We start from the raw sequence: 24,788 nt of genomic DNA on the forward strand, positions 1-24,788 counted from the left end.
ATGACACAATGTAAGAGCCCTTCTAGGCCGCTGCAGACGGGTGAGTTTTTTCGTCGAAAAAACTTTATCACCCCTCTGGACGACCGATATTCTGGTTGCTATACGGCGCGAACCGTTCCGGCGTAGCTCAGCGGTAGAGCAGTTGACTGTTAATCAATTGGTCGTAGGTTCGATCCCTACCGCCGGAGCCATATCTCCTCTTCCTCAAATCGGACCATTTGTGCGGCTCGTTGCCATTTTCTCAGTCGGAAAGCACGTCCGAGAACTCAGCCCGCAGATTGCGTTTCAGGACCTTGCCCGTGGCGTTCAGCGGCAATGCATCCACAAACACGACCTTGTCTGGTACCTGCCAACTCGCGATTTTTCCATCGAAAAATGTTAGCAGCTCTTCTTGGGACGGGTCCTCGCCTTCGGCTTTGACAGCGACAAGCAATGGCCGTTCATCCCATTTCGGATGAGGCACTCCAACGACGGCTGCAGTTGCCAGTTTGGGATGCGCCACGGCAATATTTTCCAACTCAACCGAACTGATCCATTCACCCCCGGATTTGATGATGTCTTTGGAACGATCGCGGATAGTCATGTACCCATCCGGATCAAGGGTTGCGACATCGCCCGTGGCGAACCAGCCATCCTGCAACAAGGGCTGGTCCTGCATATGGAAATAACTGTCCAGAACCCAATGCCCACGCACCATCAGATCGCCCTGGGTCACACCGTCATTCGGCAAGTCCTTCCCGTCGTCATCGACGATTTTCAGCTCGACACCATAAGGCGGCCTGCCCTGGTTTTCTCGCAATCTGTGCTGATCCTCAGTGGCCAGATTCCGATGCTTGGCCAAGGGAATGTTGGCTGTGCCAAGGGGGCTCATCTCGCTCATCCCCCAGGCGTGGACGGTATCGACGCCATAGGTTTCACGGAAGGTTTGAATCATCGATGGCGGACATGCCGATCCGCCAATTACTGTGCGCTCAAGGCTTTCCAATTTACTGCCCGATTTTTCCGCATGGGCCAAAAGACCCTGCCAGATCGTCGGAACACCCATCGCCAGCGTGACATCGTAGGTATCGATCAAATTGACCAGAGCTTCGCCATGCAGATCCGGCCCCGGCAACACCATCCGGGCGCCAGACATGGCGCACCCATAGGGTGAACCCCATGCGTTGACGTGAAACATCGGAACAACCGGCAGCACGACATCCATCGCCGAGTAGCCGATCACATCACGCGTATTCGAAGCAAAACTGTGCAAAACCGTAGACCGGTGGGAATACAACACACCTTTGGGATTGCCGGTCGTACCGGATGTGTAACACAAGCTGGAAGCCGTGTTTTCATCCAAGCCCGGCCATTCGAAATCCGCATCTCCTGTTTCGATCAGTTCATCATAGAACAACAGGCCAGGCACCTGAGACAACGCGGCCTCATCTCGTGGCCCCATCAGTACAAAATGACGGACCGCGGTCAGCTTGTCTTTGAGCGCGGCAATCAGCGGAGCAAAGGTCGCGTCAAAGAACAGCACCCTGTCTTCAGCATGATTGATGATGTAGGTGAGTTGTTCGGGGAAAAGACGCGGGTTGATCGTGTGGCAGACAAAGCCAGCACTGGAGGCCGCGTAATATATTTCAAGGTGGCGGCGATTATTCCATGCGATCGTTCCAATACGGTCCTGCGGTTCCAGCCCAAGATTGGCCAGCGCAGACCCCATTCGCCGGGCATTTCTCGAGATTTCCGCCCAGTTGGTCTGGGTTATCGTGTTATCGGTTTCAACCGACCATACCTCAGTCTGACCATGGTATTTTTCGGCATGTTCTATCAGTGACGAAATCAGCAAGGGCTGCGTCATCATCTGTCCCAGCATGGGCGTCCTCCCCTGTCGGCGCCGCACTTACTGAACAGCGCCTGTTGTTTCTGCATGAATGAGCGGCGGCAAGGCTGTGCTTGTCGGATCACTCATGGCTCTTCCATGAGGAAGAACCTGCCAAGCAATTCCCCCGCTGACAACAACGTGAATACGATCTGCCGTAACGGCAGGCCTGATTTCACAAGCCAAAGTCAGCTTCGGTGGCGCAACGCATAGGCAACAAGGGCGGCTGTTGAGCTGTCTTTTCCCTCGGTCCCGCGATCGCCATCCACAATTGGACCAAGCGAAGTTGCAAGCTCCTTGCCCAGCTCCACACCCCATTGATCGAATGAATTGATGCCAAGGATCACGCCCTCGACAAAAACCCGGTGTTCGTACAAGGCGATGATCTGCCCCAGAACATAGGGCGTCAGTTTGGGATACATCAGCGTGGTCGATGGGCGGTTGCCGGGGAAAACTCGATGCCGGGCCTGACGATCCAGTTCCTCATCACCGAGCCCGCGGTCAGCCAAAAGCGCGCGCGCCTCGTCCAATGAGCGGCCTTGCATCAGTGCCTCGGACTGGGCCAGACAATTTGCCAGCAAAAGCCGGTGGTGATGTTCCAACTCAGGCTCGTGACCCTCGGCTGCAACCATGAATTCGCAGGGGACAACATCCGTTCCCTGATGGATCAACTGATAGAATGCGTGCTGTCCGTTGGTACCCGGCTCACCCCAGACAATCGGGCCTGACGGGCCGATCAAAGCAGAGCCGTCCATGGCAACGGATTTTCCGTTCGATTCCATCTCAAGCTGCTGCAGGTACGCCGGAAGGCGGTTCAATCGCTGATCGTATGGCAAAACGGCGCGGCTGGAATAAGTTAGAATCTGGCGGTGCCATATCCCGACCAAGGCCAGCATCACCGGCATGTTCTCCACCAAGTCGGCCGAGCGGAAATGCAGGTCCATCGCCTGCCCGCCGCGCAGAAACGCGTCGAATGCATTTGAGCCTACGGCAATCATGACCGGCAAGCCAACTGGCCCCCAGATCGAATAACGCCCGCCAACCCAATTCGCAAAACCGAACACCCTCTCCTGCGGAATGCCAAATGCCTTGGTCTTGTCCAGATTGCTGGAAACTGCGGCGAACTGTTTGGCCGGATCACCGCCGCCATCCTGCATCCACGCACGAGCTGTGCGGGCGTTGGTCATGGTTTCGATAGTCGTAAACGTCTTGGATGCGACAATGACCAGCGTGCGCGAAGGATCCAGCGGGCGTAGCGTGTCCGCGATATGCGCGCCATCAACATTCGATACATAGTGCAGCCGAGGCCCGTCGTGATAAGGCGATAAAGCGCGTGTAGCCATGACCGGCCCAAGATCGGACCCGCCGATGCCGATGTTCACCACATCAGTGAACGGCCCACCTGCCCCCTCGATAGCCCCGCCTCGGACCTCTTCTGCAAAAACCCTCATCCGCTGAAGGGTCTCCAGCACTCCGGGCATGACATCTGTCCCATCGACCTCGACCGGATCACCGTCAAGATTGCGCAGAGCGGTGTGCAGAACAGCCCTATTTTCGGTTTCGTTAATCTTGTTGCCGGAAAACATGGCATCGCGCCTTGCGGCCAAATTAGCCGTTTCGCAAAGCCGCAGCAGCGACGCGCGGATCTGGTCGTCGATCTGAGTTTTTGAATAATCGAACAACAAATCACCGGACGAGGCGGAAAACCCCTGCGCCCGGGTTGGATCGGAATCGAACAAGTCAGTTATCCTGCGGTCCCGCACGTGATCAGCTTGTTCCGCAAGTCTGCCAATATCCATCTTTTCTACTCCGCCCAATGGACTGTGATCCCACTCAGAACCGCAGCGATTGGCGCCTCTTCGGGAGGCAATGACATGGCACGCTCCAGCGCGTCGCGCTTGGCCGCGCCATAGATAATCAGGTGCTTGGACAAGGCACCGTCCAGAATAGGTGCGGTTAGCGTGATACGAGGTTCGGGCTGCACCGCTGTTCGTGCGACGGCAAGTGTCGGCGCGTCGCTGTCAAGGGCCTGTGCCAGCCCATCCATCCCGGGATACAGCGAGGCAGTATGCATGTCTTCGCCCATCCCCAGTACCAGCACAGACAACGGCAAAACCGGTGCGATCAGGGCTTCGATGTGTGCCAATGCATCCTCGGGATGTTCCGACGGAACATAAAGCGGAACAAATTCTGCCGCCGAAGCACGGCTGACCAACAAGTGCTCGCGGATCAGGCGCTCGTTTGAACGCTCATGATCTGACGGCACGCAACGTTCATCCGTTGGCAGAACACGCACCCGATCCCATTCCAGGTCAGCCGCGCACAGGCTGTCGAACACCGGACCTGGCGTGGTTCCCCCGGGGACAGCGAAAGCGATGGTATCATTGTGCAACAGAGATGCTTCAAGTTCTCCCGCCAGTTTGTTGGCCACATCAATGGCCAGCAAATCCCTGTCAGCGTATTCCTGAATATTCATGGCTTGATCCCTTGCCAGCGGCGACCGTCGCGTTTCATCAGCAGCTCGGCGTCGCCCGGCCCGGTGCTGCCGCTGTCATATGGTTTTGGTACATCGCCGCGCGCCTGCCATCCAGCGATGATCGGATCGGTCCAGGCCCAGGCAGCTTCGACTTCGTCGTCGCGCATGAACAAGGTCTGGTTACCTCGGATTACATCCATCACAAGGCGCTCATAGGCGTCCGGCGGGTCTTGGTTTTCCGCCCCCAATGCCTCGGCAAAGCTCATGTCCAGTGGGACGTCGACCAGACGCATCCCCCCTGGGCCCGGCTCTTTGATCGTCACTTTCAGCGTAATTCCCTCGTTCGGTTGCAAGCGGATCGACAACACGTTTGCGTGTCGCCCTGCCCCCTCACCGAAAATCGAATGCGGCGCGTCCTTGAACATCACATTGATCACGGATGAACGCGCAACCAACCGCTTTCCTGTACGCAGATAAAACGGTGTTCCGGCCCACCGCCAGTTGCTGATATGCGCGCGCAAAGCGATATAGCTTTCGGTTGACGATCTCTCTTTGCCAACCACATCTCGATAGCCTGGCCCGTCGGCCCCGGCCACAAACTGACCGCGTACGATATGGTGCGGTTCAACGGGGTCCAGTGCGCGGATCACCTTGAGTTTTTCATCACGTACCGCATCGGGGTCGAACTTCGCCGGTGGCTCCATGGCGATCAGACACAGAAGCTGCATCAGATGGTTTTGTATCATATCGCGCATGGCACCGGCGCGATCATAGTAATTCTCGCGCCCGTCCACACCTACGGTTTCGGCCACCGTGATCTGGATATGGTCGACATACTGGCTGTTCCACAAAGGCTCGAACAACATGTTTCCAAAGCGGACTGCCATGAGGTTCTGGACCGTCTCTTTGCCCAGATAGTGATCAATGCGGTAAATCTGCTTTTCATCGAAATACGCAGCAAGCGTCGCGTTCAGCCCACGAGCACTGGCGAGGTCATGACCAAAGGGCTTTTCGACCACAACCCTCGTCTGATCCGTGACCATACCAAATGCTTCGATCCTCTCCGCAAGCGGTTCGAACAGACGGGGGCCAACGGAAAAGTAAAACGCCCTGACCCGTTGCGGATCAAGCCGTTTAGCAAGACCTTCCCATCCGTCATTGGACAATGCATCAACCCGGGAATAGACAATCCGCTGCAGGAACTCATTCAGGACGGCGTGCCGGGCTGACAACACCGGAACAAGCTGTCGCAAAGATTCGGCGACGAGCGCACGAAACGACTCGTCATCATGATCGCTTCGCGCCGCGCCGACGATTAAAACGTCCTTGGGCCATTGTCCCGCGCAATATCTGCGAAACAGCGCCGGCAGAATCTTACGCTGGGCAAGATCGCCGGTTCCGCCGAATATGACCAGATCAAAAGGATCTACCGGTATGATGCGAGAAACCATGGGTTTTCCTTAACTCCCAATCCGTCGCGTGTCCAATGTTAGCGCAATCATTTCGTTTTCGTTACCCACCATCAAAACTCTGTCAGATACGTCGCGTCCGTCTTTAATTCACCTGTGGCAATAAGCTAGATCAGTTGGACAGTTGCAAGGAACCGGATGCCGGAATGAAAGACAACGCGCCTCAGTTAGCCAATATCGGAAAGTTTCAGAACAAATTCGTGACAGCCGATGGCCAGCAGCGTGCAGCAGTACCGCTGAGCAATCCAGAGACGTTGTGGTTCAATACCGGTACGCTGTGCAACATCGAATGCCTGAACTGCTATATCAAAAGCAGCCCCACAAATGATGCACTGGTGTACATTTCGGAATCCGAGGTCATCGAATTTCTGGATCAGATTCAAACGCGGAACTGGCCAGTGCGCGAGATCGGTTTTACCGGCGGTGAGCCTTTCATGAACCCCGAGATTATCGGAATCACAAGATCCGCCCTTGAACGCGGATATGAGGTTTTGATTCTGACCAACGCGATGCGCCCGATGATGCGCCGAAAGGTGCGCGAAGGACTACTGGAACTTCATCGCGTTTACGGGGAAAAGCTTACACTTCGGATTTCGGTCGATCACTATCGCTCTGAACTGCACGAAGCGGAAAGGGGCGCTGGCAGTTTTGAAAAAACCCTCGATGGAATGAAATGGCTTCGGGACAATGGATTTCGGATGACTGTGGCAGGACGCACTGTCTGGGGCGAGTCCGATGCGGAAAGTCGCGCGGGCTATGCCGCGTTCTACGCCGAACATGGCTTTGACATTGATGCCAATAACCCTGGCCAAACAGTACTGTTCCCCGAAATGGACGAAACCTCGGAAGTACCTGAAATAACCACAGCCTGCTGGGGGATTCTCGACAAAACACCGAGTGCCGTGATGTGCGCCAGTTCCCGCATGGTGGTCAAACGCAAGGGCGCATCCAAGCCAGCCGTTCTGGCCTGTACCCTGCTGCCCTATTCACCGGAATTCGAATTGGGAACAACATTGGCCGAAGCCGAAGCGGATGTTCACCTGAACCACCCTCATTGTGCGAAGTTCTGCGTTCTGGGCGGAGCAAGCTGTTCGGCCTGACGTCAGTTCAGTTCGGGTGATTTCCAATACTTGGTTCCGGACGCGTTCGCTGAAACGCGCCAGCCTTTTTTGTCGAGCACGAATATCGATCTCCCGTTGACGAACCTGGCGGCCTGGTCCGCCCTCTCATCGCCATACATGGCGCCTGTTTCCGCCGTGGCATCATAGCCTTCGGTAATGAACTTCTGGAAATCTGCCTGTGTTTCGAACAAGATCACCAGCTGGGTTTCAAACCCACCGATACCAATGGCCGCCCCAACGCCGCCTGTCCCCATATTCATGTATGTACGGCTGCCGTCTTCCTTTGAAACAGCAACACCACGACCGTATCCCGCGGATACGGGAAACACTGTTATCTTGCGGGTATCAAAAGCGGCATATCCCGCGCTATCCGGATAAAGCGCATCAGCATCCGAATTCTCTGCCAGAAGGCGCGTCAGAATTTCATTAGACATCGTATCCAGCTTGGCGCGTGTTTCTTCGGGCGTCGCCTCATTGGTCACCAAATCAGCGGTGGAATCGAACGTATCACTGACGATGTCGGCGCCCTTGCCAACAGCCTCACCAGCGCTTTCAGCGCCGCGGCTAATGGCGTTTGCCGTACTTTCAGCGCCCTTTTTGACCTTATCGAGCAAATTTTCGGCTGAGACAGTTCCGCAAAGCAGAAGCCCCGCAACGATGGAAATTGGTAACTTCATCATGGAATGATCCAATGTCAGAACCTGCGTTCGACACTGACAATACCCATTGTTGTCAAAAATAAAATCCGGTTCGTCGCGAACATCGCGACCTAATACGAAATACAATCGTCAAACTAGCCCGGGAAACGCCAAATGCGCCGCTTAGGCATCGGTCAATTCAGTCTGAATTCGCCCACTACATTACGCCACTCACCCGGAGCGATCATTTTGCGATGTGTGAAACGGACGGAATGAAGTGGCCCTTCGATTTCGCGCTGCCAGAACTCAATGAAATCAAACAGCCTCGGATGATCAGGCGCCAGATCATATTCCTGCCATGTGAAGGTATTCAAAACGTGAATGTAGTCGGGCATGTGATAATAGAATTCAGCCGTAGTCAGCCCGTAACCCTTAAGCATTAATTCTGTTTCGCTTTGCTCCATGCAGACCTCCAATTTATTGCAAGGTCTCTTTAGCATAGCACGAATTCAACCGAACTCTCATTAAAACAATGCGTTAACCTTGCGTGAGCGGTGAAATTCGCCCCAATTCCGTTGCTTGCTTGCACCTTATGTGCCGGGTCTGATAAGATGCATCCACAAGATATAGACCCTGCACAAAGAACGGGCCGTTACGTGAGCGATACGCCAGAAACTCCTGAAAACATGGACGAAACCCCACCGGAACGCCCCGTTTATGACGGCCCGACGGTGTCTATCGAATCCGAGATGCGAACGTCGTACCTCGATTATGCGATGTCGGTCATCGTCAGCCGCGCGATCCCCGATCTGCGCGACGGGTTGAAACCGGTGCACCGGCGCATCCTTTATGCGATGCACGAGACCGGGAATACCCATGACAAGGCTTATCGCAAATCGGCCCGTCCGGTTGGTGATGTGATGGGTAAATACCACCCGCATGGTGACAGCGCGATCTATGACGCGCTCGTGCGGATGGCTCAGGATTTCTCGATGTCGCTGCCGCTGCTGGATGGTCAGGGCAACTTTGGTTCGATGGACGGTGATAACCCGGCGGCCATGCGTTATACCGAAGTTCGCATGGACAAGCCTGCCGCGGCCCTGCTGGCAGACATCGAGAAAGAAACGGTTGATTTTCAGGACAACTACGACGGCAAGGACAAAGAGCCGACCGTCCTGCCCGCCCGCTTCCCGAACATGCTGGTCAATGGTGCCGGCGGCATCGCCGTGGGTATGGCGACCAACATACCGCCTCACAATCTGGGCGAAGTGGTCGACGCCACTCTGGCGCTGATCGACGATCCGGATCTGACATCCGAGCAACTGATCGAATACGTCCCCGGCCCCGACTTCCCGACCGGGGGCGTGATGCTGGGCCGATCCGGTGCGCGCAAAGCCTATCTGGAAGGGCGCGGCAGCGTCATCATCCGCGCCAAGACCCGCGTCGAAGAACTGCGCAAGGACCGATACGCGATTGTGGTGGACGAGATCCCCTATCAGGTGAACAAAGCTGCAATGATCGAAAAGATCGCCGAGGCAGTGCGCGAGAAACGGATCGAAGGTGTCGCCCACGTTCAGGATGAATCCGACCGCAACGGCGTGCGTGTCGTGGTCGAACTGAAACGGGACGCAACGCCCGAAGTGGTGCTGAACCAACTCTACCGGTTTTCACCAATGCAGACCTATTTCGGCTGCAACATGTTGGCGTTGAACGGTGGCCGCCCCGAGCAGCTTACACTGCGCCGGTTCCTGACGTCGTTCATTGATTTCCGTGAAGACGTCGTTGCACGTCGCACAGCGCACCTGCTGCGCAAGGCGCGCGAACGCAGCCACATTCTATGTGGTCTGGCCGTTGCCGTCACCAATATCGACGAAATCGTCACGACGATTCGGCAATCAGCAGACGCGGCGGAAGCCCGTGAAAAGCTGATGACACGGCGCTGGCCTGCCCAGCCGATCCTGGAATACATCGCGCTGATCGACGATCCGACCCATACGGCGAACGATGATGGCACTTACAATCTGTCTGAAACACAAGCTCGGGCTATTCTTGAACTACGGCTACAACGTCTGACCCAGATCGGCGTCAAAGAAGTCACCGACGAATTGGAAGAGCTGGCAGGCAAGATCAAGGAATACCTTGAAATTCTGTCCAGCCGAGAGCGCATCATGGGCATCATCGCCGATGAACTGCGCGAGGTTCGCGAACAGTTCGCCGTGCCGCGCCGCACCGAGATCGTCGATTGGTCCGGTGATATGGATGATGAGGACCTGATCGAGCGCGAAGATATGGTCGTGACCGTAACTTCGGGCGGCTATATCAAGCGCACCCCTCTGGCTGACTTCCGCGCCCAAAAACGCGGTGGCAAAGGTTTGAGCGGCATGCAAACCAAAGAAGAGGACGTAGTTACCAACCTCTTCGTGGCGAATACGCATACGCAGCTGCTGTTCTTCACCACCGACGGGATGGTCTACAAACTCAAGACCTGGCGCCTGCCGCAATCGGGGCGCACCGGTAAGGGTAAGGCTATCGTCAACATCCTGCCAATTCCGACCGGTGTATCCATCGCGGCGATCATGCCTGTGGATGTCCCGGACGATGAGTGGGAAAACCTGCAGATCGTCTTTGCAACCAGCGCCGGAGACGTCCGCCGTAACCGGCTGTCGGATTTCACCAACGTCCGTCGTAACGGTAAGATCGCTATGAAACTGCCCGAGGGGGTGGAACTGGTGAATGCACGCATCTGTTCCGAGGATGAGGACGTGATGCTGGTGACCAATTCGGGTCGCGCCATCCGGTTCCGCACCACCGACGTTCGTGTCTTCAACTCACGCGAATCCACTGGCGTGCGCGGTATCAAGCTGACCAATGGCGACCGGGTGGTCTCGATGTCCGTCATTCGTCACTTCGAAGCCGGACCGGACGAGCGCGCGGCCTACCTCAAGATGCGCAGATTGATGGCTGGCGTTACGGATGAGACCGAAAGCGACGAAGACGAAGGTAACGCGGACAGCGTATTGCCGCAGGAACGCTATGCCGAAATGTCGGCGGCCGAGAACCTGATCCTGACAATCACCGCAGGAGGCGCAGGCAAGCTGAGCTCAAGCCACGACTATCCCGTGCGCGGACGTGGTGGCATGGGTGTTGCAGCCATGGATAAGGCGATGCGCGGCGGGGAACTGGTTGCGTCCTTCCCGGTCGAAATCGACGATCAGATTATGCTGGCGACATCCAAGGGCCAGTCGATCCGGGTTCCCGTCGACGGAATCTCGTTCCGTTCCCGTTCGGCGGGTGGCGTCAAAGTCTTTAACACCGGCAAGGGCGAAGAGGTGGTCAGCGTTGCCTGGATTGCCGATCAGGGCGACGACGACACTCCGGAATAAAATACTCTGTACCCAAAGCCCCGCCGCAATGTTCGGCGGGGCTTTTTTTCGTTAAAGCCCGTAAATCTGTCCGAACTTTTGTTCCAGATATTGCAGCAGTGGCTCCGGTCCCGGTTTCTGGCCGCTGGCGCGTTCGATTACGTCACGCGGCGCATAAAGCCCACCGTAGCGTTGCAAATTCTCACGTAGCCAACTGGTCGCGCCAGACGTTTCGCCCCGGGTCAGCTGTTCGTTCAGATCGGGAACTGCGGCTTGCAATGCCTCATACAGACATCCCGCATAGACATTGCCCAGAGAGTACGTTGGAAAGTAGCCGAACAGGCCCACCGACCAGTGCACATCCTGCAAACATCCGTTCGAAGGCTTGTCCACGGCATAACCGAAATCGGACTTAAAGCGATCGTTCCACGCCGCCTCCAAATCATTGACTTCCAGATCACCAGCCATCAGTGCACGTTCAAGATCAAAGCGCAGCATGATGTGGAGGTTGTATTGCACCTCATCAGCTTCAGTTCGGATATAACCGTTCTGCACCCTGTTGACGGCAGCATAGAACTCGTCGGCATCAGCGATACCAAAGTCACCGAAAACATCGGTCATCTGTCCAAACAGCCACCCAGTGAATTCGCGAGAGCGCCCCAGCTGGTTCTCATAAATTCGGCTTTGGCTTTCATGAACGCCCATCGACACGCCCCTGCCCAGCGGAGTCAGGGCGTAGGCTGCGTCGATCCCCTGTTCATATGCCGCGTGGCCAACCTCGTGAATCGTGGAATAAAAGCAGTTGAACGGGTCGGTTTCGCTGGTGCGCGTGGTAATTCGCACGTCTGATCCGCTGCCCGAACTGAACGGATGTACGGCCTTGTCTACGCGCCCCCGATTCAGATCATATCCGAACACGGTTGCCAGTTTCTGCGACAGACGCATCTGATCGCCTTCGGCGAATGATCCGACCACGCCCTTGGGCATCGGCCTTTCCAGAATCGCAGCCCGCAAAGCGACCAGCCGCGGGCGCATCTCATCAAAAATCGCGGCAATCTGGCTGCCTGTTGTGTAGGGTTCGTAATCTTCGACCATGGCATCGTAGATGTCGCCACCCTGAGCCAGCGCAGCGCCTTCCTCGCGCTTGAGGGCGACCACTTCTTCCAGAACCGGCAGGAAGGCGGCCACATCCTCGTCCGCACGGGCTAGCGCCCACTGTCCCTGCGCTTGTGAGGTTACGCGCGCGATGGCCTTTGCTAGGTCCGCAGGTACTTTGGCCGTACGCTCGAACGCACGACGGATTTCACGAAGCTGAGCTTCACTCACTTCGCATGTCCCTTCGGCTTCTTCCAACCAATCTGCCACACGCGGGTCGGAACGACGGGCATGCAGAACAGCCTCGATCGCGGCCATCTCTTCGCCCCGTTGCGCAGCGGCACCGCGCGGCATCACCGTTTCCTGATCCCAGCCCAGACGGCCCGCAATCTGGCCCAGTGCAGATGTTTCGCGCTGAAAGGCCATCAATTCGTCAAATGCGGTCATAAGTTCAAGCTCCACGTAAAGAGGTTGGGATCGGATAGGCGGTCAGGAAGCGCGCGCGCAAGATCAGCGTCCAGACCACAACGGCCATTAACTGGTGCAATATGGCGATTTGCCAAGGTGCGGCGTACACGACGGTTACGATACCAAGCACCACTTGCAGCGACAGCGCGGCAAACACGGCATTGAACGCAAACTGCGTTTGTGGATGCGCACTAGTCCGCCCGCGCAACCAGACGACAACTCCAAAAGCAAACAGAAGATAACCTGCGCAGCGGTGTATGAATTGCACCAACCCCGGGCTTTCAAAGAAATTCCGCCACATTGGTTCCAGCATTGTTGCATCGGGCGGCAGCAACTGCCCTCCGATCAATGGCCAATCGGTAAAGGATCGCCCGGCGTCGATACCCGCCACCAGCGCACCGATTAAAATTTGCAGAAAGGCAAAATGCATGAGGCCGGTCGACAACGAAAACAACCGATCCTCCTTCGCGCGCCGCGCTTGCATCAGGTCCCGCTCCTCCCGGCCGAGCATAAAGATATACCACGCCAGAAAGCCGAGGATCACAAAGGCAAGTCCGAGGTGAACCGCCAGACGGTAGCTGGCGACGGCAATCATTCCCTCGCCCTGCGTCACGCCCGAGGCGACCATCCACCATCCGATTCCGCCTTGAATGCCTCCCAGAATTCCGGGCAGCAGCAGACGCCCGGTCCAGCCTGCCGGAATTTTCCGCGCAGCCAAAAACCCCAAAAAGCCTAGCGCCCAAACCATACCGGTTACCCGGCCAAGCTGACGGTGTCCCCATTCCCACCAGTAGATCGACTTGAAATCATCAAGCTCCATCCACTGGTTCTGAATGCGCCACTGATCAATTTGCTTGTACTTGTCGAACTCGACCTGCCAGTCCGCCTCACTCATCGGGGGAATGGCTCCTGTGATCGGGCGCCACTCGGTGATGGACAGGCCGCTGTCGGTCAAACGAGTCAAACCGCCGACAACGATCATGGCCACGACCAAAGCGAACAGGATCATCAACCAGGCCCGGATTGCGCGCCTTGCCCCACCCCTGCCACGATCAATCAAGCCGGGCTGAACCGCCTGTTGTTGTTGATTGTCCGAGACTTCCTCAAAGATGCTGCGCTTGCCGCTCATGCCATCCTCATGTCCTTGAATTTCACGCAGGCTAGGGCCATGGCCGACCGAGGTCCAGCCTCAGCCCTTGTCCTTCCACCGGACCATCTGACGCATGATCCCGTGCAACATTTGAACGTCTGCGCGCGTCATGCGCATCCGCGACCACAGATTGCGCAGGTTTACCTTCATCCCTTCGGCCTTTTCCGGCGGATAAAAGAACCCTGCCTCCTCCAACCGGTCCTCATAGTGCTCAACCAGCTTTTCGACCTCGATGCCCGTGGCCCAATCTCCCTTGCCCAGATCAGTCGCCTCGTGCACGACATCGGCAGATTGACGCATCCACTCATATGCGGTCAGCAACACGCATTGTCCCAGATTCAGCGAGGCGTATTCCGGGTTCACCGGGACCGAGATGATGGCGTTGGCTTTGGCGATATCTTCATTCTCAAGCCCCGCACGTTCCGGACCAAACAGAACCGCCACCTGCTCGCCAGCCGCTACCTTTTCCGCAGCGATCTGCATCGCGCGCTCGGGGCTGTAAACCGGTTTGGTCAACCCCCGCTGGCGGGCCGTGGTAGCGAACACAAACGTCCGATCCGACAGACCCTCCGCCAGATCGTCAAACAACTGAGCCTCGTCCAGCAATCGGCCTGCCCCGCTGGACATGGCAACGGCTTTGGGGTTCGGCCAGCCATCGCGCGGCGCCACGATACGCATCCGGTCCAGACCGAAGTTCCACATCGCCCGCGCTGCGGCCCCGATATTTTCACCCATCTGGGGGCGCACAAGCACAAATGAAGGCTGGGATTTGTCGCTGGGCATGTCAAACTCCGAATGGCTGCGCCTGCTCTAGTCGCGCGGCCCCGGCAGAGCAACCCTCACCACTCTTCCTCTTGCCCCAAATATCCCCGCCGGAGGCATAAAAGTTTGCTTCCCGCCCACAATCCGCTAAACCGCGCGAAAGACAACGCGAAGGACCGCAACGATGGACGCCCCCGAGCAGCCGCAAATCTATCTGATCACACCGCCGTCCATCGAACTGGACACCTACCCCGATCAACTCGCCCGCGTTCTGGACGGGGCCGAAATTGCCTGCATAAGGCTCGCGCTCGCAGGCAATGACGAGGACACTATTGCTCGCATTGCAGATGCCTGTCGCGAAGTTGCCCACGCGCGTGACGTAGCACTTGTAATCTCGAACCACGTTCTTCTCGCTCAACGTTTGGGCCTTGATGGTGTGCATCTGGGCGACGCAGCACGTTCGGTACGCGCCGCCAGAAAAGAGCTCGGGCCTGATGCCATCGTCGGCAGCTTTTGCGGGGCCTCACGTCACGACGGGATGAACGCAGGTGAGGCCGGTGCGGACTATGTCGCCTTCGGTCCGGTGGGCAATGCCTCGCTCGGTGATGGAACAGTGGCAGAGGCCGACCTGTTTCAGTGGTGGTCTGATATGATCGAGGTTCCGGTCGTCGCCGAGGGCGGCCTGACCGAAGACAGCATTCGCGCCCTCACCCCCTGCACGGATTTCTTCGGATTGGGGGATGAAATCTGGTCGAACGATGATCCGCTGGCCACACTCAAAAAGCTGACTGCGGCGATGGCCTAGACGGCAAGGAATGGCGCGATACACCAGTACGCGCCAACCAACGCTATCACCATCGAGGCCGGTATTCTGATCCGACTGCGAAATCGCTGTGAACCAAAAGAAAAAAGTGTAATGACGGAAAATCCGGCAATGCCAATGGCCAGAATTGCCAACCCTGCACCCACGCCATAGCCAATGATTGCGGACATGGCGTGATTTGGTGGTATCGCGCCTTTGATTAGATCCGATGCCGCATCTGATCCGTGCAGCAATCCAAATCCGAAGACAGCAATCATTCGCCACAGGTGCAACCGGCGGGCAAATATGTTCTCGACGGACAGCAAAACGATACCCGCTGGAATCAATAATGCGACCACAGCCTGCGGCACGGCGACAATCGCCAAAGTACCCAAGGCCAGCATCGTGGAAAACCCCAATGAAAAAGGGATGAGTTGCAAGATCAGCGGTCGGGCCCTGACGGACAGAAATAACATAGCCAGTACAAACGCGATCTGCTCAGGACCGTTGGGCAGAATACGACTGAACCCCAATGAGAAAAAGGTTTCCATCGTTTCGGTCGATCCCAGCGCTGATCCCCCGGCCAACGGAATTGCGGGGCTGGTCTCACCACCCTGCAGATAGCCGGTATACGGGGCCTCAACGCCTTGTTGCCGCAGAACCAGAGAGCCGGCACCAACCGGCCAACTCACCTGCAGGTTATGGGCGTTTTCGGGGATATTCCCGGTTAACAGCAAAGTTGACGTTCGCGCGGCCTCCCTGTTGCCGACAACAGGAATATTAACACCTTCATAGGACAGCTTGACCCGACCCTGAGCCTGAACATCCAGCTTGTCCATCCAAGGAATTGCGAACTCTCGCACCAATGGTTCCAGTTCCGAGGAAACCAAAGAACGAAGCTTCGAATAGTTTACAGACTCGTCCGCTTCGGCTGTGTCTGAGAGACTATCCAGATCCATACCGGCAACAAATGCTTCGGCATTGAAGTGAAGCTCGATAAACAAATCGCCGTTTTTGACCTGAAAGTCTGCGACTGTCGGCGTGATCTCATGTGACACGGATTGGTTCGGGGCAAAAAGCAAAACCGCAAGCAAACAAAGCGGCCCAAGCAGACCAGAGCGCAAAGCCCCCGAAACAGTCTTCATTTGCGTATCACCATAAAACTTTTTGCAAATCGCAAGTATCTGTCCACCAATAGTCCGACTGAATTCAGACGAGATCAAGCGCAAATCCAGCTCATCCGTTGCTGAATGCCCGGACCTAATGTCCACCTTCCGACTTGCGCCTGCACCGGGGCTGCGGCATGACAGCGCCATGACTCAGAACACTGAAATCCTGTGCATCGGCTCGGTCCTTTGGGACATCATCGGCCGATCCGCCAGCCATATGCGTCAGGGATCGGACGTGCCGGGCCGAATTACGCGCCTGCCCGGCGGCGTCGCGATGAATATCGCCATGACCCTGGTCAGGTTCGGTATGACGCCGACCCTGCTGACTGCGATTGGCCGCGATCCCGAAGGTGACGAACTGGTCCATTCCTGCGCGCGTCTGGGTATGGTCACCGATCACGTCTATCGCTCGCAGGACCTGCCGACCGACAGATATATGGCGGTCGAGGGCGCGAACGGGTTGATTGCAGCCATCGCCGACGCCCACTCGCTTGAGGCTGCAGGCGCAAAAATCCTGCGCCCCCTGCTTCACGGTCCGCTCGGATATGAAAACACGCCGTTCGAAGGGCTGATCGCTCTGGACGGGAACCTGACGCTGGATTTACTGGAAGATATCGCTCAAAGCCCGGCTTTCGCCCGGGCAGACCTGCGCGTGGCCCCAGCCTCGCCCGGCAAGGCCGAGCGGCTTCTGCCGTTTCTCAAACACGCGCGGGCAACTCTGTACGTGAACCTTGAAGAAGCAGGATTGCTTTGCCAGCGCGAGTTTTCCGATTCAGAAAGTGCAGCCAAGGGCTTGCTCGATCGCGGCGCCCTACGCGTACTTGTGACTGACGGCGGCAACTCTGCCACCGAGGGCAGTACCCTGGGCGTGGTGACACAAACCCCTCCATCGGTTCTGGTAACCCGCGTTACCGGGGCTGGTGATACATTCATGGCGGCCCATATTGCCGCCGAAGCAAATGGTGCAAACAGGGACGAGGCATTGGCCCGCGCCCTGCACGCCGCCGCAACTTACGTTTCCGGAGAAACCCCGCTGTGATCGACATCCAATACTCAACCGAAGTCCGCGCCGCCAAGGATGCAGGTCAACCCGTAGTCGCGCTGGAAAGCACGATCATTACACATGGCATGCCGCACCCGCAGAACGTCGAGGTCGCAGCCAGGGTTGAACAGGACATTCGCGATGCCGGTGCCGTTCCGGCAACCATCGCCGTGATCAAAGGCGCGCTGCACGTGGGGCTTGAACCTGAACAACTGGCTGCACTGGGGCAGGCTCAGGGCGTTGCAAAACTGTCCCGCGCCGACATGGCCGCCTGTATCGCCACAGGTGGCACAGGGGCCACGACGGTTGCCGCTACCATGATCGCCGCGCATCTCGCCGGGATCGAAGTGTTTGCTACCGGCGGTATCGGTGGTGTGCATCAGGGTGCAGAAACTTCGTTCGACATCTCCGCCGACCTGCACGAACTGGCCCAAACCCCGGTTACGGTTGTTGCGGCTGGCGCAAAGGCGATCCTCGACCTCGCCAAAACTCTGGAAGTGTTGGAGACACTTGGCGTCCCCGTTATTGCCCACGGTCAGGACGAGTTTCCGGCATTCTGGTCCGCCAAATCGCAATTTGCTGCACCCCTACGAATGGATAGCGCCGAAGATATCGCCAAAGCGCATACAACCCGCCGGGCGCTGGGTGTTCCGGGCGGCCAACTGGTCGCAAATCCCATTCCGAACGACGCACAGATTCCAGCCGAGGAACTGGCCCCCATCATCGCCTCGGCACAGTCGGATGCCGTGGCGCACCGGATTACCGGAAAAGGCGTAACGCCCTATCTCCTGCAACGGATTTTCGAACAAACCGAGGGCCGGTCGTTGACCGCCAACATCGCGCTTGTGCGAAACAACGCGCGCCTTGCAGCCAAAATCGCCAAGTCCCTAACGGACGGCACGTAATGAAAGCAACGCATTAAAGACTATTGTGCCGGCGTTCCAAACTTCCTAACTAATCTGGTAAACCACTCGGAAACGTAATGAATACACCGTTCGACGAAGAACCTCATCGCCGCCCAGGTCTGCTGGCCGGACTTCGCGCCTCTTTTTTGACGGGTATCGTGGTCATTGCGCCAGTCTGGCTGACTGGGTGGCTGATCTGGTCAGTCGTCGGCTGGATCGACAGTGCGGTCCTGCCGCTGGTGCCACAGCGTTTTCAGCCCGAAGAATACGTCGGCATCAATGTTCACGGCGTCGGTGTCATCTTTTTTCTGTTCTTCACGATTATTGTCGGCTGGATTGCCAAAGGTATTCTGGGCCGCTCGCTGATACATTTCGCAGAAAGTTTGGTTAACCGGATGCCGGTTGTCCGATCTATCTATTCCGGCATCAAACAAATATCTGAGACGGTTTTCGCGCAGACCGAGCGGTCCTTTGAAAAAGCCTGTCTGATCCAGTATCCGCGCCGTGGAATTTGGGCCATCGGGTTCGTTTCGACAACGGCCAGAGGTGAAATCAGCCAAAGGGCCGAAACCGCTGGCGAGTTGTATAGCGTATTCGTTCCGACCACGCCCAACCCAACTTCGGGTTTTCTTCTATTCTTCCCTGCCGAAGACGTCATTCTACTGGACATGACGATCGAGGATGCGGCGAAACTCGTGATCTCGGCCGGTCTTGTCTATCCAAACGAAAAAGACCCGACGCAGCCGCCGGAATGATCAACTGAACATCATCGGCAGGTCTACTGTACTGCGTTCACCGATATCCGATTTGTGATCCTGAAGGAATCGTTCAGCCGCTGCGCGTCCTGCATGTTTCAACTTGTGCAGAATGACCGGGGTCGGAACCGTTTTGGTCGCAACCGACAAGCTGTTCATCAATTCGTCATCAGCGATCATGTGAACCAGAACGCGGTTCATCTCGCCGGCCTTCAGCTTACCGTCTGCCAGCAGCCGTTGAACGAAATTGATCGCCCTAAGCTCGCGCAATAGCGATGAATTAAAGCTGATCTCGTTGATCCGATTCTGAATCTGCTGCGGTGTCTTGGGAACCTCGTCTCGCTCCAGCGGATTGATGTTAACGATCACGACGTCGTCTGGCAGCTCATCATTGAACAATGGGTAAAGGGCGGGGTTGCCCGTATAGCCCCCGTCCCAATAGGCTTCGGTTCGATCCGACTTCGGGTCATAAATCTCGACCGCCTGAAACAGGTTCGGCAAACAAGCCGAGGCCAGAATGGCATCCGTCGATATTTCACCACCTGTGAAAACCCTGATCTTGCCGCTACGCACGCAAGTTGCGCAGACGAACAGGTCAGGACCTTCATCAGCGCAGATTTCATGGAAATCAAATCTGTCCACAACCGATGCAAGCGGATTGCGATAAAACGGACCATATGCATAAGGCGACACCATACGCGACCAGGCATCCGCCACCGAAAAGGGAACCGAATATTCTATGGCCTGTGCGATCTGCGAAGGTTCCAGCCCGCGCATCCAATGCGCAATCCGCATATCGCCGACAGCCCCCATACGCTTCCACAAATCATCCAGACATTCCCGCGCCCCGGCTCGGCCCGCCTTGACCATCCCGGACTTGAAGGCGGCGCCGTTCAACGCCCCCGCAGACGTACCGGTGATTGCCGCCACCTCAATATCTTCTTCATCCAGAAGCCTGTCCAACACGCCCCAGGTAAAGGCGCCATGCGCCCCGCCACCCTGCAAAGCCAGATTGATCTGTTTCAAACCTCGCCCCTTCTTCTGCTTAGAAACGCCTCGGGGATGTGGGGGAATAACCCCCACGAGAGATCAAAGGGCCGTCCAACCCCCATCAACCGAGATCGTCGTACCAGTAATCTGCGCCGCCGCATCGGAACACAGGAACACTGCAGTGCCGCCCAACTGTTCCACTGACGCAAACTCTTTCGATGGCTGCCGTTCAAGCATGACGTTCTTTATCACGTCCTCACGACTCATGTTGTATTCTTTCATGGTGTCGGGGATCTGCGCCTCGACCAGCGGGGTCAGAACGTAACCCGGACAGATCGCGTTACAGGTTATCGGCTCTTGGGCAGTCTCCAGCGCGATGGTCTTTGACATACCTACAACGCCGTGTTTGGCGGCGACATACGCCGCCTTGTAAGGCGACGCAGTAAGACCGTGTGCTGACGCGATATTGATGACACGACCCCAACCCGCCTTGCGCATCATCGGCAAAGCCGCAGCCGTCGTGTGAAAAACCGAGTTCAGGTTGATCGCGATTATCGCATCCCATTTTTCTACCGGAAAAATATCTATGGGCGATACATGCTGAATACCGGCGTTATTGACCAGAATATCACAAGCACCCGCCTGCTCGATCAATGCACGGCATTCGTCGCCGCTGGACATGTCAGCCTTGATATACCGGGCGTTTGTACCCGTCTCCTGAGAGATCTGCGCGGCTAGCGCATGGTCCTCGTCCCGGTCCGTAAATGAATTCAGCACCACATCGGCCCCGGCCCTGGCCAGTTCCCACGCGACGCCCAAGCCAATCCCCGAATTCGATCCCGTGATGATCGCTGTTTTACCCGACAAGCTCATGGCGGCTCTCCCGATGAATGATTTAATTGGGGTCACACTGCCATGCTGCACTTGCAAATAAAACGGGGAAACGTCGTTTGCCTCACCTCATACTTTGTAACGGATATGATCACTTCCCCGTGATTACAGGGCCACAAAAAAACGCCCGCACGAAGCGGGCGTTAAGTTATTGAGGCAGGTTTCATACAGGCAAGAAACCTATCGAGCAGTGGAACCTTTATAAGCAATTCCGTGCCATCATCCAAGCTAAAAGTTTGAAAATATGAAAAATCATCGCTACGGTGAATCCCAAGAAAATAAGGCCAGAGCAGGATTGTTGCCAAAGTGCGACCAGTTTATCCACTCCCGATCCGTCATTTGATCGCGGGATTCACCGCCCTTTTGTCTGCGTCAATCGCTCAGGCAGAATCGGTTCATGGCATAGCTATGTATGGGGACCCCGCACTGCCACCGGATTTTGTGTCCTTGCCCTACGCAAACCCGGATGCACCGAAAGGTGGCCGAGTCGTTTTTGGCAATACCGGCGGGTTCGACAGCCTCAACCCGTTCACGCAAAAAGGCACGTCGCCCTGGCAGTTGCGATTTTGGACTCACGAAAGCCTGATGGGCCGTTCCTGGGACGAACCTTTCACTCTTTACGGTCTCTTAGCCGAATCGGTTGAAACCGCACCGGACCGTTCCTGGGTCGAATTTACCCTGCGGGAAGATGCCCGATTCTCGGATAACAGCCCCGTCACAGTCGATGATGTGATCTGGTCGTATGAGACCCTGGGAACCGAAGGCCATCTGCGGTACCGGGGGCTCTGGTCCAAGATCGACAGTATCGAACAAACCGGTCCCCGCTCTGTTCGCATCACGTTTTCCGAGGCCGACCGGGAACTGGCACTGATCGCCGGATTGCGCCCCATCCTGCAGAAGGCCCAGTGGAAAGGTAAGAATTTCGCCGAGGCGCAGCTTCACGATGTACCGGTCGGCTCTGGACCATATGTTGTCGAGAACTACGAAGCGGGGCGCGATGTGACCCTTCGAAGGAACCCTGAATATTGGGGAGCGGATATTCCCTTTCGTCGGGGCACAATGAATTTCGATGAAATGCGGATTGAATTCTACGGCGATCAGACTGTCCTGTTCGAAGCGTTCAAGGCCGGGGAATTGACGGCTGTGCGAGAGTTCAATGCCGAGAAGTGGGATAATCAGTACAATTTTCCCGCAGTCCAGCGCGGTGACGTCCTAAAGACCGAGATACCGCACGCCAAACCCTCGGGCATGACGGGCATCGTCATGAATACACGAAAGCCCCCGCTTGATGATTGGCGCGTTCGTGAGGCGCTGATGCTTGCCTTCAACTTTGAGTACATCAACGACACCGTCACCGGCGGCGCGCAACCCCGGATCACCTCTTATTTCTCAGGCTCTGATCTGGCAATGCAACCCGGCCCGGCAACCGGGCACGTCAAAGAACTGCTGATGCCGTACACCCAGGATCTGCCGCCCGGCGCACTGGAAGGTTACGATCTGCCCGAAGGTGATGGCTCTGCCCGCAATCGCAGAAATCTGCGCAAGGCCGCCGGGCTGTTGTCTGACGCGGGGTGGTCAGTACAGGACGGGCAACTCAGAAATTCGCAGGGAGAAACGTTCAATTTGACCATCCTGTTGCAACAGGGCGATTCCGGAATGGAAACTGTTGTTGAAATCTATGCCCGTGCGCTGGAACGTCTTGGCATCGGATTGACCGCTGAAAAGGTCGACAGCGCACAATATGCGGGTCGGATTGCGGAGCTTGATTTTGACATGACGCCGTTTCGGCGGGCACTTTCCCTATCTCCGGGCAACGAACAAAGGCTTTATTGGGGAAGCGACGGCGCGAATACTCCTGGCACCCGCAATCTGATGGGTGTCGCCTCTCCGGCTGTTGATGGCATGATCGACGCTATGCTGGCGTCGGAAACACGCGAGGATTTCGTCGCCGCCACCCGCGCGCTGGACCGTGTTCTGACGGCCGGACGCTATGTCATTCCCATCTGGAGCTTCGATGTGGGCCGTATCGCCCATGCTGCCGAACTGAAATATCCAGACACTCTGCCGATTTACGGCGACGGGCCGCAATATATGCCCGATGTCTGGTGGTATGAGGAGTGATCACTTCCATATTTCGTTCCCGCAGGTCAGCTCACCGAAGTGTAGAAACTGCTGCCGCATAAGGGCTACTACGTCTTGATGCCGCGCTCGAAATCCGCCGATGAATTTGCAGCTGCAGAACGCGACCGCGACGGGATGCATCCTCTATGCGATTATCACGACGCTCGGTCCGATATCGGGTGCACATTTCGATCCAGCGGTGACACTAACTTTTGCCATGCGTGAGAACACCCCTGAGACGGTGGCGCGCCCTATGTGGTCTGCCAGATCGCAGGCGGCATTATCGGTTAATGGGCCACACATCACATGTTTGATCTGTCAATTCTCCAAACCTCGACAACGATGCATCGAACAGGGTTGCATCAGTGATTTTCGGAAATCATCGCAACCATGGACCTGCTGTTCGTGATCTTCGGCGGAATTTGGCACAAGCCGGACGCGGTACCACCCCTTGTGGGCCACTATATCACCGGCACCTATTGGTACACGCCCTCCACAAGTTTTGCGAACCCGACCGAGACAATCGCAAGAGGGCTCACCAATACATTTGCAGGCATATACTCTGGCACATACCCATGTTCATCCTGATGCAGATTCTTGCAGTGTTCATCGACCACATAGTGCTGAACTGGCTGTTCACACACGGGGAACAACTGGACCGGTCACCACCCACTCAAATGCAGGTCAGTTCATCCTGTTGCACCTTTCCGCAGCGGTTTTTTTTCGACTTTCAGCGCTCAAGAGGGGTGCGACACTTTGCCCTGTCTATCAAACCGCCTGAACGTCCGTAACCTATTCTAGGGGAGAGCGATCCTGAAACCACAAAGAATGGAAAGCTCACATATGTTAAACTGGGCCGATCTCACGCAAGACTGGAGCGCTTCGTTTGCGCGTGCAAAAAAGCGATTTCCGAACCTGCGCGACAAAGACATGGCTTTTGTGAAACAAGATCGCAAACAGTTCGAGGCTTATCTGGCCGAACGCCATCATCTGACGGTTAACGAAGCTCACGAAGAACTTGAGGACTTTCTGTTTACCGAAGGTTTGAACAGGGAATTCGACCACTCGTTACGCGAGTGACGTTACCCAAAGGATCAATGCATCTTCATCGCTGACGGAAATTACGTTGTGGCCCATGCTGCCATCGTAATAGGCGCTGTCACCACGTCGCATCTCAACCGGTTCATAAAATTCGGTGTACAGCCGGACCACTCCCGTCAGAACATACAGAAACTCTTCGCCATCGTGGCGCACCCATCCATCGAACTCGTCCATGGAACGTGCACGGACCCGTGCGCGATACGGTAGCATCTGCTTTTTGGTCAAAGCCTCGGCCAATAACTCATGCTCGTATGTCACAGTGGCATGAGCGGTTCCGGCCCCGGATTTGGTAATCGCCATCCGCCCGATCACCTGTTCGCGCTGCGGTGCGGTAAACAACTGCGGTACAGAAATCTGCAACCCGGTCGCAAGCTTTTTGAGCGCATCATATGTCGGTGACATCTGACCGTTTTCAATCTTGCTCAACGTCGAACGGGCAAGACCTGCCTGTGTGGCCGCCTGTTCGAGGGTCCAGTTCCGGGCCTTGCGCAACTCGCGCACCCGGGCGCCCAGGTCAAGCGGTTCGACTTCGGTCTCGGCGCCATTGTCGCGGGCGATGCGGATGATGGACTTGGGGTCGCGGTTGGTCATGGGCCTTTCTATA

At 56.4% G+C, this 24,788-nt stretch carries 22 protein-coding genes and 1 tRNA gene; 10 read left to right on the plus strand and 13 right to left on the minus strand.

Annotated elements, in window-relative coordinates; genetic code table 11:
- Positions 1 to 116 precede the first annotated feature (116 nt).
- Positions 117 to 191 (plus strand) — tRNA-Asn (locus ACR0NA_RS04245).
- Between the two features lie 50 nt (positions 192 to 241).
- On the opposite strand, the gene ACR0NA_RS04250 is transcribed toward ACR0NA_RS04245, so the two are convergent.
- The 4 genes from ACR0NA_RS04250 to zwf form a co-directional block, all read right to left on the minus strand.
- Positions 242 to 1,861 carry a long-chain-fatty-acid--CoA ligase gene (locus ACR0NA_RS04250; RefSeq protein ID WP_480726337.1) on the minus strand — a complete coding sequence of 540 codons (1,620 nt, stop codon included), beginning with the start codon at positions 1,859 to 1,861 and terminating at the stop codon, positions 242 to 244.
- Between the two features lie 194 nt (positions 1,862 to 2,055).
- On the minus strand, positions 2,056 to 3,666 hold the full coding sequence (pgi, locus tag ACR0NA_RS04255) for a glucose-6-phosphate isomerase (protein ID WP_480726339.1): 1,611 nt from the start codon (positions 3,664 to 3,666) through the stop codon (positions 2,056 to 2,058).
- Between the two features lie 5 nt (positions 3,667 to 3,671).
- Entirely contained in the window at positions 3,672 to 4,343 is a 672-nt protein-coding gene (pgl, locus tag ACR0NA_RS04260) for a 6-phosphogluconolactonase (protein ID WP_480726342.1), read from the minus strand.
- The gene (gene zwf / locus ACR0NA_RS04265) at positions 4,340 to 5,794 is read right to left on the minus strand and encodes a glucose-6-phosphate dehydrogenase (RefSeq protein WP_480726345.1); all 1,455 of its coding nucleotides are present in this window, start codon (positions 5,792 to 5,794) and stop codon (positions 4,340 to 4,342) included. Before zwf ends, pgl begins: the two co-directional genes overlap by 4 nt.
- Before the next feature lie 164 nt (positions 5,795 to 5,958).
- Between zwf and ACR0NA_RS04270 the strand changes: the two genes are divergently transcribed.
- Positions 5,959 to 6,912: a radical SAM protein gene (locus ACR0NA_RS04270; protein WP_480726347.1), complete on the plus strand. Its 954-nt coding sequence runs from the start codon at positions 5,959 to 5,961 to the stop codon at positions 6,910 to 6,912.
- A gap of 2 nt (positions 6,913 to 6,914) precedes the next feature.
- Here the strand turns inward: ACR0NA_RS04270 and ACR0NA_RS04275 are convergent, their stop codons facing one another.
- Entirely contained in the window at positions 6,915 to 7,613 is a 699-nt protein-coding gene (locus ACR0NA_RS04275; protein ID WP_480726349.1) for a lipid-binding SYLF domain-containing protein, read from the minus strand.
- A gap of 152 nt (positions 7,614 to 7,765) precedes the next feature.
- Positions 7,766 to 8,035 carry an usg protein gene (locus tag ACR0NA_RS04280; RefSeq protein ID WP_170650102.1) on the minus strand — a complete coding sequence of 90 codons (270 nt, stop codon included), beginning with the start codon at positions 8,033 to 8,035 and terminating at the stop codon, positions 7,766 to 7,768.
- A 192-nt stretch (positions 8,036 to 8,227) separates the two neighbouring features.
- On the opposite strand from ACR0NA_RS04280, the gene gyrA reads away from it, so the two are divergent.
- The gene (gyrA, locus tag ACR0NA_RS04285; protein WP_480726352.1) at positions 8,228 to 10,954 is read left to right on the plus strand and encodes a DNA gyrase subunit A; all 2,727 of its coding nucleotides are present in this window, start codon (positions 8,228 to 8,230) and stop codon (positions 10,952 to 10,954) included.
- Between the two features lie 51 nt (positions 10,955 to 11,005).
- On the opposite strand, the gene ACR0NA_RS04290 is transcribed toward gyrA, so the two are convergent.
- From ACR0NA_RS04290 to ACR0NA_RS04300, 3 genes are read right to left on the minus strand one after another with little or no spacing between them, the layout of a single operon-like run.
- Positions 11,006 to 12,475, minus strand: coding sequence for a carboxypeptidase M32 (locus ACR0NA_RS04290; protein WP_480726356.1), 1,470 nt, complete (start codon positions 12,473 to 12,475; stop codon positions 11,006 to 11,008).
- A gap of 4 nt (positions 12,476 to 12,479) precedes the next feature.
- Complete coding sequence (gene ctaA, locus ACR0NA_RS04295; protein WP_480726358.1) at positions 12,480 to 13,625, minus strand: heme A synthase; 1,146 nt, start codon at positions 13,623 to 13,625, stop codon at positions 12,480 to 12,482.
- Positions 13,626 to 13,685: 60 nt separating this feature from the next.
- On the minus strand, positions 13,686 to 14,429 hold the full coding sequence (locus ACR0NA_RS04300; RefSeq protein WP_480726362.1) for an RNA methyltransferase: 744 nt from the start codon (positions 14,427 to 14,429) through the stop codon (positions 13,686 to 13,688).
- Between the two features lie 163 nt (positions 14,430 to 14,592).
- Here ACR0NA_RS04300 and ACR0NA_RS04305 point away from each other — a divergent pair, with 163 nt between their 5' ends.
- Positions 14,593 to 15,213, plus strand: coding sequence for a thiamine phosphate synthase (locus ACR0NA_RS04305; RefSeq protein WP_480726364.1), 621 nt, complete (start codon positions 14,593 to 14,595; stop codon positions 15,211 to 15,213).
- Here ACR0NA_RS04305 and ACR0NA_RS04310 read toward each other — a convergent pair.
- On the minus strand, positions 15,210 to 16,355 hold the full coding sequence (locus tag ACR0NA_RS04310) for a HupE/UreJ family protein (protein WP_480726366.1): 1,146 nt from the start codon (positions 16,353 to 16,355) through the stop codon (positions 15,210 to 15,212). The genes ACR0NA_RS04305 and ACR0NA_RS04310 overlap by 4 nt on opposite strands.
- 169 nt (positions 16,356 to 16,524) lie before the next feature.
- Between ACR0NA_RS04310 and ACR0NA_RS04315 the strand changes: the two genes are divergently transcribed.
- The 3 genes from ACR0NA_RS04315 to ACR0NA_RS04325 all read left to right on the plus strand — a co-directional run bounded on the left by ACR0NA_RS04315 (position 16,525) and on the right by ACR0NA_RS04325 (position 19,081).
- Complete coding sequence (locus ACR0NA_RS04315) at positions 16,525 to 17,418, plus strand: PfkB family carbohydrate kinase (RefSeq protein WP_480726973.1); 894 nt, start codon at positions 16,525 to 16,527, stop codon at positions 17,416 to 17,418.
- Positions 17,415 to 18,326, plus strand: coding sequence for a pseudouridine-5'-phosphate glycosidase (locus ACR0NA_RS04320; RefSeq protein WP_480726368.1), 912 nt, complete (start codon positions 17,415 to 17,417; stop codon positions 18,324 to 18,326). Before ACR0NA_RS04315 ends, ACR0NA_RS04320 begins: the two co-directional genes overlap by 4 nt.
- Positions 18,327 to 18,403: 77 nt before the next feature.
- Positions 18,404 to 19,081, plus strand: a complete 678-nt coding sequence (locus tag ACR0NA_RS04325; RefSeq protein WP_170650111.1) for a DUF502 domain-containing protein — start codon at positions 18,404 to 18,406, stop codon at positions 19,079 to 19,081.
- Here the strand turns inward: ACR0NA_RS04325 and ACR0NA_RS04330 are convergent, their stop codons facing one another.
- Entirely contained in the window at positions 19,082 to 20,107 is a 1,026-nt protein-coding gene (locus ACR0NA_RS04330; protein WP_480726372.1) for a patatin-like phospholipase family protein, read from the minus strand.
- Positions 20,108 to 20,170: 63 nt separating this feature from the next.
- Entirely contained in the window at positions 20,171 to 20,944 is a 774-nt protein-coding gene (locus ACR0NA_RS04335) for a 3-hydroxybutyrate dehydrogenase (protein WP_480726375.1), read from the minus strand.
- Between the two features lie 324 nt (positions 20,945 to 21,268).
- Here ACR0NA_RS04335 and ACR0NA_RS04340 point away from each other — a divergent pair, with 324 nt between their 5' ends.
- The 3 genes from ACR0NA_RS04340 to ACR0NA_RS04350 all read left to right on the plus strand — a co-directional run bounded on the left by ACR0NA_RS04340 (position 21,269) and on the right by ACR0NA_RS04350 (position 24,163).
- Entirely contained in the window at positions 21,269 to 23,083 is a 1,815-nt protein-coding gene (locus ACR0NA_RS04340; protein WP_480726377.1) for an extracellular solute-binding protein, read from the plus strand.
- A gap of 100 nt (positions 23,084 to 23,183) precedes the next feature.
- Positions 23,184 to 23,492 (plus strand): aquaporin, encoded by a 309-nt coding sequence (locus tag ACR0NA_RS04345; RefSeq protein ID WP_480726379.1) that lies wholly within the window; start codon positions 23,184 to 23,186, stop codon positions 23,490 to 23,492.
- Positions 23,493 to 23,911: 419 nt separating this feature from the next.
- Complete coding sequence (locus ACR0NA_RS04350; RefSeq protein ID WP_480726381.1) at positions 23,912 to 24,163, plus strand: hypothetical protein; 252 nt, start codon at positions 23,912 to 23,914, stop codon at positions 24,161 to 24,163.
- Here ACR0NA_RS04350 and ACR0NA_RS04355 read toward each other — a convergent pair.
- Positions 24,152 to 24,775 (minus strand): XRE family transcriptional regulator, encoded by a 624-nt coding sequence (locus tag ACR0NA_RS04355; protein ID WP_170650115.1) that lies wholly within the window; start codon positions 24,773 to 24,775, stop codon positions 24,152 to 24,154. The two genes, ACR0NA_RS04350 and ACR0NA_RS04355, sit on opposite strands and share 12 nt — an antisense overlap.
- Between the last annotated feature and the right edge of the window lie 13 nt (positions 24,776 to 24,788).

Source organism: Ruegeria sp. C11 (assembly GCF_056537725.1).

What these genes read in the sequence shown, in the direction of transcription:
- ACR0NA_RS04250 (WP_480726337.1), bottom strand. Translation starts at nt 1,861, where the DNA reads ATGCTGGGACAGATGATGACGCAGCCCTTGCTGATTTCGTCACTGATA.
- pgi (WP_480726339.1), bottom strand. Translation starts at nt 3,666, where the DNA reads ATGGATATTGGCAGACTTGCGGAACAAGCTGATCACGTGCGGGACCGC.
- pgl (WP_480726342.1), bottom strand. Translation starts at nt 4,343, where the DNA reads ATGAATATTCAGGAATACGCTGACAGGGATTTGCTGGCCATTGATGTG.
- zwf (WP_480726345.1), bottom strand. Translation starts at nt 5,794, where the DNA reads ATGGTTTCTCGCATCATACCGGTAGATCCTTTTGATCTGGTCATATTC.
- ACR0NA_RS04270 (WP_480726347.1), top strand. Translation starts at nt 5,959, where the DNA reads ATGAAAGACAACGCGCCTCAGTTAGCCAATATCGGAAAGTTTCAGAAC.
- ACR0NA_RS04275 (WP_480726349.1), bottom strand. Translation starts at nt 7,613, where the DNA reads ATGATGAAGTTACCAATTTCCATCGTTGCGGGGCTTCTGCTTTGCGGA.
- ACR0NA_RS04280 (WP_170650102.1), bottom strand. Translation starts at nt 8,035, where the DNA reads ATGGAGCAAAGCGAAACAGAATTAATGCTTAAGGGTTACGGGCTGACT.
- ACR0NA_RS04290 (WP_480726356.1), bottom strand. Translation starts at nt 12,475, where the DNA reads ATGACCGCATTTGACGAATTGATGGCCTTTCAGCGCGAAACATCTGCA.
- ctaA (WP_480726358.1), bottom strand. Translation starts at nt 13,625, where the DNA reads ATGAGCGGCAAGCGCAGCATCTTTGAGGAAGTCTCGGACAATCAACAA.
- ACR0NA_RS04300 (WP_480726362.1), bottom strand. Translation starts at nt 14,429, where the DNA reads ATGCCCAGCGACAAATCCCAGCCTTCATTTGTGCTTGTGCGCCCCCAG.
- ACR0NA_RS04305 (WP_480726364.1), top strand. Translation starts at nt 14,593, where the DNA reads ATGGACGCCCCCGAGCAGCCGCAAATCTATCTGATCACACCGCCGTCC.
- ACR0NA_RS04310 (WP_480726366.1), bottom strand. Translation starts at nt 16,355, where the DNA reads ATGAAGACTGTTTCGGGGGCTTTGCGCTCTGGTCTGCTTGGGCCGCTT.
- ACR0NA_RS04315 (WP_480726973.1), top strand. Translation starts at nt 16,525, where the DNA reads ATGACTCAGAACACTGAAATCCTGTGCATCGGCTCGGTCCTTTGGGAC.
- ACR0NA_RS04325 (WP_170650111.1), top strand. Translation starts at nt 18,404, where the DNA reads ATGAATACACCGTTCGACGAAGAACCTCATCGCCGCCCAGGTCTGCTG.
- ACR0NA_RS04335 (WP_480726375.1), bottom strand. Translation starts at nt 20,944, where the DNA reads ATGAGCTTGTCGGGTAAAACAGCGATCATCACGGGATCGAATTCGGGG.
- ACR0NA_RS04345 (WP_480726379.1), top strand. Translation starts at nt 23,184, where the DNA reads ATGAATTTGCAGCTGCAGAACGCGACCGCGACGGGATGCATCCTCTAT.
- ACR0NA_RS04350 (WP_480726381.1), top strand. Translation starts at nt 23,912, where the DNA reads ATGGAAAGCTCACATATGTTAAACTGGGCCGATCTCACGCAAGACTGG.
- ACR0NA_RS04355 (WP_170650115.1), bottom strand. Translation starts at nt 24,775, where the DNA reads ATGACCAACCGCGACCCCAAGTCCATCATCCGCATCGCCCGCGACAAT.